The sequence below is a fragment of the Nitrosomonas sp. Nm58 genome (genome assembly GCF_900107335.1).
Taxonomy (GTDB): domain Bacteria; phylum Pseudomonadota; class Gammaproteobacteria; order Burkholderiales; family Nitrosomonadaceae; genus Nitrosomonas.
The window spans coordinates 160,509-169,133 of sequence record NZ_FNPQ01000002.1; the positions used below are offsets into that span (position 1 = coordinate 160,509).

The window sequence follows — 8,625 nt, forward strand, 5'->3', positions numbered from 1 at the left end:
AAGACGGCTATAAGCCGCAGGCTGCCTCCTGCAACGAAGGGTGGGTTACCGCGCTAACAAGACCCCATACTTACACCAGCACGCCATCAATCAGTTGCAAAACCCGTTCCGCCTGGTTGGCAAGTTGTGCATCATGCGTGACGATGACAAGCGTAGCATTGACTTTGCGATTGAGCTCAAGCATTAAATTGAACACCCCTTCGGCAGTATGGCGATCAAGATTGCCAGTCGGTTCGTCAGCCAGCACGCAGGCTGGTTGGGTTACTAGCGCGCGCGCCACGGCTGCCCGCTGACGTTCTCCGCCAGAGAGTTCACCTGGCGTGTGAGTCAGGCGATGACCCAGGCCAACGTGCTGTAGCATTTCTGCTGCGCGCTCCATTGCTTCCCGTTTATTCAAGCGCCGGATCAGCAGCGGCATGGCGACGTTTTCCTGTGCGCTGAACTCCGGCAGCAGATGGTGGAACTGATAAATAAAACCGAGTGATTGATTGCGCAACTGACATCTTTTTTCTTCGCTGATATTGGTGATGTCTTGCCCCAGCAGCAGAATTTGTCCTTTGCTCGGTGAATCCAACCCGCCCAGCAGGTGCAGTAGCGTGCTTTTTCCTGAACCGGAGGCCCCGACAATCGAAATCATTTCACCCTTGTTCAGCGTTAGATTGACGCCGTGTAATACGGGTACTTCCAGCTTGCCCTGAAAGTAGCTTTTATAGAGATTCTGACATGAGATGACCGTATTATTCATACCGTAACGCCTCCACCGGATTAACTTTTGCTGCCCGGTAACTTGGGTAAAGCGTGGCCAGCAGTGTCAAGATGAAGGATACCGCTGCCACCGTCACGATGTCATCAAGCTGGGGATCAGAAGGTATTTCACTGATGTAATAAACTTCCTGTGAGAGAAACTGCACGTTAAATAGCTGCTCGATGAATGCGACCACTTCACCGACATTATAAGCCAGCAGTATCCCGCCAATGAGGCCCAGCACTGTGCCAAGAACGCCGATTAACGTTCCCTGGACGATAAATATTTTCATAATGCTGCCAGGACTGGCACCCAGGGTACGGAGAATGGCGATATCCGATTGTTTATCAGTCACGGCCATGACCAGCGTGGAGACGATGTTGAAGGCGGCGACGGCGATGATTAATGCGAGAATCAGTGACAGCATGCGCTTCTCGATTTGGATGGCTCTGAAGTAATTGGCGTGCTGGTGCGTCCAGTCACTGATGTAATTATCAGCTGAAATCACCAATGACAAGTCTCGTGCAACTTGTGGCGCCTGAAACATATCCTGCAGTTTCAGTCGGACCCCAGAAACCTGGTTGGGTTCCATGCGATAGAGTTTCTGGGCATCTGCCATGTGAATCAATGCTAAACCCGAATCATATTCATAATGACCCGCTTCAAAAACACCCGTGATGGTGAATTGTTTTAGACGAGGTAATATCCCGGCGGGCGTCACCTGGCCTTGCGGTGAAATCAGAACAATCTTGTCACCCGGGAAGGCACCCAGGCTGCGCGCCAGTTCGATACCGATGACGATACCGAATTCCCCTGCGGCCAACTGAGTAAGTTCGCCCATCACCATCATTTGTGCGAAATCGGCGACGTGATTTTCAGTATCGGGTAAAATCCCGCGCACCATGACACCCCGTACGACCTGATTATGCGAGAGCATACCTTGTGCGTTGACATAGGGGGCTGCCGCGACTACCTGGGGGTGCTTGCTTGCCGTGTCAGCAACTTGCTGCCAGTTAGTTAAAATGCCATTGATGCTGCTGATCTGAACGTGTGAAGCCACGCCGAGTATCCGTGACCGAATTTCCTTGTGAAAGCCATTCATTACGGACATGACCGTGATAAGCACGGTCATGCCCAGCGTGATGCCCAGTAAAGAAATCAGGGAAATAAAGGAGATAAAGTGATTGCGCTTTTTTGCGCGTGTGTAGCGTAAGCCGATTAACAGTTCATAGGGTGACACGAATTTTTTCCTGGAGAAATGAGTTTTAGCGTGTGTCATATTCTAATGAACCTACATGAGTAAGTGACAGGAAATTTTCAGATGAAATCTGGATTACTGCCAAATTACAGAAAGCGCTTCAAGTCTCCAGTATAATTGATTTCTAGAAAAACAGGATTTGGCATAGGGTGTGCTGACTTATGTTGCGTGAGGGAAAAGTTCGGATTATTGGCGGCAAGTGGCGCAGTCGGGTGATTACTTTTCCCGATGACCCGTATTTAAGGCCCACGCCTGACCGGGTACGTGAAACGGTATTTAACTGGCTGGGACAGGAGTTAACCGGCAAGCGCTGCCTGGATTTGTTTGCGGGAAGCGGGGCGATGGGTTTTGAGGCCGCATCACGTGGAGCGGAGCATGTCGTGATGGTGGAATTGAATAAAAGCATCTTGCGGTGGCTACATGGTGCCCAGGAAAAACTGGGTGCAGCGCAAGTGGAATTAGTGCAGATGAATGCGATGGCGTTTATTGCCTCTGATGCCAGGCAATATGATGTCATTTTTTTAGACCCTCCTTACCAGTTTGATCTGTTGCCCGAATTGATCACTTACCTTCCTTCGCGTCTTACAAAAGACGGTCTGGTTTATGTCGAAAGTGATCATGGCGCCGAGCTTGATAAACAATGGCTCGTCTGGCGAAGCGGACGAGCAGGCAAGGTTTACTATCAATTACTGAAATTGAACAAAAATGGATAAAGCCGTTTATCCCGGTACTTTCGACCCCATGACGCGCGGTCATGAAGATCTGGTGCGCCGTGCGGCAAAATTATTTGATAGGGTTGTCGTAGCCGTTGCTGCCGATAGTGGTAAAGCGCCCTTTTTTTCGTTGAACGATCGTATCAAAATGGCACAGGAAGTGCTGAAGGATTGTCCAAATATTGAGGTGATGGGGTTTTCTGGTCTGTTAACCGAGTTCTTACAGCAGCAAAATACCCGGATCATCCTGCGCGGCTTGCGGGCAGTATCTGACTTTGAATATGAGTTTCAACTGGCAGGAATGAATCGTAGCTTGTATCCTGATGTTGAAACTGTTTTCTTGACCCCTTCCGAGCAATACATGTTTATTTCCGCAACAATTGTCCGAGAGATTGCCAGATTAGGGGGGGATGCGGCTAAATTTGTGCATCCCATTGTTGCGGAGCAGTTACGTAAAAAAATGAAGAACTGATTTGTTGAGGTTGATATGGCGTTAATAATTACCGATGAATGTATCAATTGTGATGTGTGTGAGCCGGAATGTCCTAATGGGGCCATTTCGCAAGGCGAGGAAATTTATGTCATCAATCCCAATTTATGCACGGAGTGCGTGGGGCATTATGACACGCCCCAATGCGTTGAGGTTTGCCCGGTCAATTGTATTATCACCAATCCGGATGTGATCGAGAGCCGCGAGCAGCTGCTCGCTAAATACCATGCGCTGATTACTGACGCGGGGCAAGCTCCTCAGGAATAGCGTAGCGTCTTGGCCCGAAAATTGCGGTGCCTACGCGTACAATCGTTGCGCCTTCTGCAATCGCAATATCCATATCTTCAGACATTCCCATTGATAACGTGTCGATATCGAATCCATCCTTTTTGAGCTGATCAAATATTTTCCGCATCATTTGGAATTGCTCCCGCTGGAGGGCCGTCGCAGAAGTAAGCTCGGGAACCGCCATCAAGCCACGTAATTTTAGATGAGGTAGCTGATTGACAAAGGCAGCGAGCTCCGCTGCTTGCTCAGGAGCTATGCCACTTTTGGTGACTTCTCCACTGACATTGACTTGTACGCAGACTTGCAGTGGAGGGAGTGATTCCGGCCTGGCATTAGACAGGCGGACAGCAATTTTCTCACGGTCGACGCTGTGTACCCAGGAAAAGTTTTCTGCAATGGATTTTGTTTTGTTGCTTTGGATCGGACCAATAAAATGCCACTCAATAGGCAAATCGGCAAGGGCACGAATTTTTATCAATCCTTCCTGTAGATAGTTTTCTCCAAACACAGTTTGCCCTGCCTCCCAGGCTTCTCTTAATTTTTCGGGCGGATTGGTCTTGCTGGCAGCCAATAACAGAATGTCTTCGGGTTTTCGTCCGGCATTCCTGGCAGCTTCTGCAATACAGGATTTGACTGTTTGCAGGCGTGTGGCAATGGTAGTCATGATTTACTAATGGCTATGAAAAAAACAATGAAATGGCACTCGTTGGGAAAAAATGCGCTCGCCAAGATAGGCAGTCGACAACTCAATATCTTCTTAATTTTTATTAATCCCTACCGTTGATAAACAAACAGGTTTTTACTTTGAGCTGGAAAACCAAGAACAATTTGTGTTGACCAGTATGACCTACTCAGAATCTAGGGAACAAAGATGAACATAGTAGAACTACTTGCCTTCGTGGTCAAGAATAACGCTTCTGACTTGCATTTATCTGCCGGGATGCCGCCAATGATACGCGCGCATGGCGATATCAGGCGCATCAATTTACCCGCAATGGAGCATAAAGATGTTCATGATATGGTTTATGACATCATGAATGACAGTCAGCGTAAATTCTATGAAGAGCATCTGGAATGCGACTTTTCTTTTGCTGTTCCTAATCTTGCGCGTTTCCGGGTAAATGCATTCAATACCCATCGTGGTGCAGCCACTGTCATGCGAACGATTCCATCAAAAGTGCTGACGCTGGAACAGATCAAAGCGCCCAAGATTTTTGCTGAAATTGCTCAGCAACCACGTGGCGTGGTGCTAGTGACGGGTCCGACTGGCTCTGGTAAGTCAACTACATTGGCTGCGATGATCAATGATATCAATGAGAATCAGTATGGTCATATCCTAACGCTGGAGGATCCGATCGAATTCGTTCATGAAAGTAAGAAATGTCTTATCAATCAACGTGAGGTCGGCAGAGATACGCATAGTTTCGCTAATGCGTTGCGCGCAGCTTTGCGAGAAGATCCGGATATTATTCTGGTCGGTGAGATGCGAGACCTGGAGACGATTCGTCTGGCGATGACCGCTGCAGAAACAGGCCATCTGGTATTTGGCACGCTGCACACCAGCTCGGCTGCCAAAACGATCGATCGTATCATCGATGTTTCCCTGCCGAAGAAAAGGAAATGGTGCGCGCCATGTTGTCTGAATCCCTCCGGGCGGTCATTTCTCAGACATTGCTGAAGACAAAGGATGGGACGGGCCGAGTGGCGGCACATGAAATCATGATTGGCACACCGGCCATCCGTAATCTGATTCGGGAAGGTAAGGTGGCGCAGATGTATTCAACCATACAGACCAGTGGGAATGTAGGGATGCAGACGCTCGATCAGAACCTGGCTGATCTGGTGAAGCGCAATATCATTTCTATACCAGAGGCAAGGGCCAAAGCAATGAACAAGGATAATTTTCGGGGTTGATATCCCTGATTCAGAAGGATTGGGAAATCTATCATGGAACAAGAGCAAGCAATAAAATTTATGCACGATTTGCTGCGTTTGATGCTCAGCAAAAAGGCTTCCGATTTGTTTATCACGGCAGGCTACCCCCCCGCGTTTAAAATTGACGGGAAGATGACGCCAGTATCACAGCAGCAGCTTTCACCCCAGCATACGGCTGAGCTTGCGCGCGCTATCATGAATGCCAAACAGGCAGCAGAGTTTGAGGCGAGCAAGGAGTGCAATTTCGCCATTCATCCGCATGGGATTGGGCGATTCCGTGTCAATGCGTTTGTTCAACAGCAGCGAGCCGGACTGGTGATCCGAACGATTACCACACAAATTCCAAAATTCGATGATTTGGGGCTACCAACAGTACTGAAAGATGTGGTGATGAGCAAGCGTGGTTTGGTCATTTTCGTAGGCGGCACGGGGTCAGGCAAATCAACATCACTTGCCGCCTTGATCGGTCATCGTAACCAGAATAGCTATGGCCATATCATCACCATTGAAGACCCGGTGGAATACGTGCATGAGCACATCAATTGCGTTATCACGCAACGGGAAGTCGGCGTGGATACCGATTCCTGGGAGGCGGCGCTCAAGAATACTCTGCGCCAGGCGCCCGATCTCATTCTGATTGGTGAAATTCGTGATCGTGAAACGATGGAGCATGCGATCGCGTTTGCTGAGACAGGCCACTTATGCATGGGGACACTGCATGCCAATAGCGCCAATCAGGCGCTTGACCGTATTATCAATTTCTTCCCCGAAGAACGGCGGGCGCAGCTTCTGATGGATTTATCATTAAATTTGCGAGCATTGATCGCGCAGCGATTGATTCCTAAGAAAGAAGGAAAGGGGCGGGTGGCAGCGATTGAAGTGATGCTGAATTCCCCGTTGATCTCAGATCTGATTTTTAAGGGTGAGGTACATGAAATCAAAGAAATCATGAAAAAATCGCGAGAGCTTGGCATGCAGACTTTTGATATGGCGCTATTTGAGCTTTACGAGGCCGGCCAGATCGGTTATGAAGATGCGCTGAGAAATGCGGATTCCATGAATGAACTGCGCTTGCAAATCAAGCTTCATGGTTCAGAAGCGAAGCACACAGACATCAATGCAGGGATTGAGCACTTGACGATTACCTGATTTAGGTAAAATGAGGTCACGTTCCATTGGCTTATTCTGGTTTTTCCGGCAAATCGAACATTGCTCAATTTGCCGGTTCAGGATTATTGTATCGTCAATAAGGATCGTTCATTTAAATTTTGAGGTAAACGCGCATTGTGAGTGTAGATACTTTTAAGTTGATCAAGTTGCGCTCCTGAAATGGTGATCGCTTTTGGCAGAATATACCATTGAACGCCTTCGCTGCAGGGCGGCGTTGTTAAAGATCCGGCTAGGGTATAATATTTGATCGGATGATCAAGTGGCGGAAGTAATGCTGCGGGATTGATTTGCAAGCCAGAATTTTCGTTTTTTTCTCCTGCAGTATGGGGTGTATTATCTAGAATGGCTTGGAATGTTGGGTTTTCATCTCCTACATTGACTGCAACCGCCAAAACGACAATTCTGCCATCATCTTGAACATGAACATAGTGCAATTCAGCTGGAAATCTTGTATTACCCAAGACATGTTCGCTAGGTTCATGAAAATGAAATTGGATTAACGGGAAAGATTCATCTCCAATCTTCAGCGCACCAGTGTAATCGAGCGATGTATTGACTTGTACCCCATGACCGCTATTGTAAAAAGCGGGTGCATCAACATCATACAAAATCTCCATCGGATTAAGTGGGATTTTATTAATTTCCGCAGAATCCAAATCGACAGGAGATTGATGCTTCCCTACACCGCATTCTGCAAAGGGATATCTTAGTGGTGGAAATGGCTGAGATGTGTCTTCAATGGCCCACCATGTTGATTGCTCTTCATGTCCCCAGTGCGGTGAGCCTGAAAAAGCAATTGTTGCGTAGGATGCAATAACAACTGATAGTAAATTATCTAATATTCTTCTTTTCATTTATTACTCCAGATTGGAAATTATTATTAGACTAACAAGTATGTTTTCTGCAGTATTCAATCATTGGCGATTGCTTTTTAGGGCTGGATTCTTGTCTTGAGTTAATATCTTGTGTCGATTGTGAGGTTTGTTTTTTAGTTGACGAATCAGACTGTACTGGCAGTATCAGTTTATTTGCGTCTGTTGATGAATTTGATTTATTTTTTGTCGAGTCGGCGAAACACGAAATACTGAAACTTAATATAGTAATTAACAAAACTTTAGTAAGCATAATAAGGTCCTTGTGTATCAGAAGAATTTATAAAAATAAATGCTTATTCAAATACTAAAATTCATTTGCATTTAACCAATGTTTTGCATCGTGAATAACTTTTATTGAGGTAAATACAATAAAAGCTTATTTGATTAAAGTTTAGTGATCTAAGTCCTCCAGTTATCTTTTTATTAATCTGGGTAATTAATTTTCCGTTCAACTAACACGAGGAGTTACGAATACATAACCTTTAGTCCTAACGGATCAGCAATGCTTTTACTAGCAGAACAATTTTCTAATAAACATAGAACTTCCCTGTTGTGAAAAAAACGTGACAAATAAAAAATGAGAAAGTAGGAGAAGTACTGTTAATTTGCATTTGTTTTTCTCCAAGGACATAGGCTAAGTGTCATTCGAATTCTTGTGTACCATCTGAATCTAAAAACATGGAAAGCGTATCTTTGGATAAGAGCCGTACTGTTGCATCGATAGCGTATTCCTTGACTTCGATGTGTCCATTATCTACGAGGGGATCAGCTTAATAATGACTTGTTCTATAGCGTAATCTTCATTGCCGTCAGTGATTAACGACAGTCAAGTCAGGCCGGATAGTAATAAATATCAACATGAATCCAGTAAGTAAAAGTCGTAGTATCAACAAGCTTCCCCTCTGTCTCTGTTATTGCTTATTTAGTATCTTATGTATATAAAGTACATTACATAAGCTAAAAAAAATGTGAAGATAAATTTTATTGATCAGACTATATGAAGTGAAGCTTGAAGTTACCATCGACGGTAACAACATGGATATGCCAAACTTATTGAACGTGAGTTCGACATTAAAATCATCACACCACGGCTGGAAGAACCTGAGAAAATCTAATATTAAGGGAAGGCTTCTTCTCGCGGAAAGTGTAAG

General features: G+C 46.0%; 8 protein-coding genes and 1 pseudogene. 5 read left to right on the forward strand and 4 right to left on the reverse strand.

All coding sequences use genetic code 11. The annotated features are described in order from the left end of the window. Positions 1-70: 70 nt before the first annotated feature. Entirely contained in the window at positions 71-745 is a 675-nt protein-coding gene (lolD, locus tag BLW34_RS02400) for a lipoprotein-releasing ABC transporter ATP-binding protein LolD (protein WP_090544120.1), read from the reverse strand. Beyond that, positions 738-1,985, reverse strand: a complete 1,248-nt coding sequence (locus BLW34_RS02405; RefSeq protein ID WP_090575103.1) for a lipoprotein-releasing ABC transporter permease subunit — start codon at positions 1,983-1,985, stop codon at positions 738-740. Before BLW34_RS02405 ends, lolD begins: the two co-directional genes overlap by 8 nt. Positions 1,986-2,164: 179 nt before the next feature. Here BLW34_RS02405 and rsmD point away from each other — a divergent pair, with 179 nt between their 5' ends. Genes rsmD through BLW34_RS02420 form a run of 3 tightly spaced genes read left to right on the forward strand, consistent with a single transcriptional unit; the run spans position 2,165 to position 3,473 of the window. Continuing rightward, on the forward strand, positions 2,165-2,716 hold the full coding sequence (gene rsmD, locus BLW34_RS02410; protein WP_090575106.1) for a 16S rRNA (guanine(966)-N(2))-methyltransferase RsmD: 552 nt from the start codon (positions 2,165-2,167) through the stop codon (positions 2,714-2,716). Continuing rightward, positions 2,709-3,188, forward strand: a complete 480-nt coding sequence (coaD, locus tag BLW34_RS02415; RefSeq protein WP_090544127.1) for a pantetheine-phosphate adenylyltransferase — start codon at positions 2,709-2,711, stop codon at positions 3,186-3,188. Before rsmD ends, coaD begins: the two co-directional genes overlap by 8 nt. 15 nt (positions 3,189-3,203) lie before the next feature. Next, positions 3,204-3,473: a YfhL family 4Fe-4S dicluster ferredoxin gene (locus tag BLW34_RS02420; RefSeq protein WP_090544129.1), complete on the forward strand. Its 270-nt coding sequence runs from the start codon at positions 3,204-3,206 to the stop codon at positions 3,471-3,473. Here the strand turns inward: BLW34_RS02420 and BLW34_RS02425 are convergent. Further along, positions 3,442-4,158 (reverse strand): YggS family pyridoxal phosphate-dependent enzyme, encoded by a 717-nt coding sequence (locus tag BLW34_RS02425; RefSeq protein ID WP_090544131.1) that lies wholly within the window; start codon positions 4,156-4,158, stop codon positions 3,442-3,444. The genes BLW34_RS02420 and BLW34_RS02425 overlap by 32 nt on opposite strands. A 207-nt stretch (positions 4,159-4,365) precedes the next feature. On the opposite strand from BLW34_RS02425, the pseudogene BLW34_RS02430 reads away from it, so the two are divergent. Further along, positions 4,366-5,408, forward strand: a pseudogene (locus BLW34_RS02430) (type IV pilus twitching motility protein PilT). Positions 5,409-5,441: 33 nt separating this feature from the next. After that, positions 5,442-6,578, forward strand: coding sequence for a PilT/PilU family type 4a pilus ATPase (locus BLW34_RS02435; RefSeq protein ID WP_090575109.1), 1,137 nt, complete (start codon positions 5,442-5,444; stop codon positions 6,576-6,578). 83 nt (positions 6,579-6,661) lie between these two features. On the opposite strand, the gene BLW34_RS02440 is transcribed toward BLW34_RS02435, so the two are convergent. Continuing rightward, a complete protein-coding gene (locus BLW34_RS02440) occupies positions 6,662-7,453 on the reverse strand; it encodes a carbonic anhydrase family protein (protein WP_090575112.1) in 792 nt (263 codons plus the stop codon). Positions 7,454-8,625 lie beyond the last annotated feature (1,172 nt).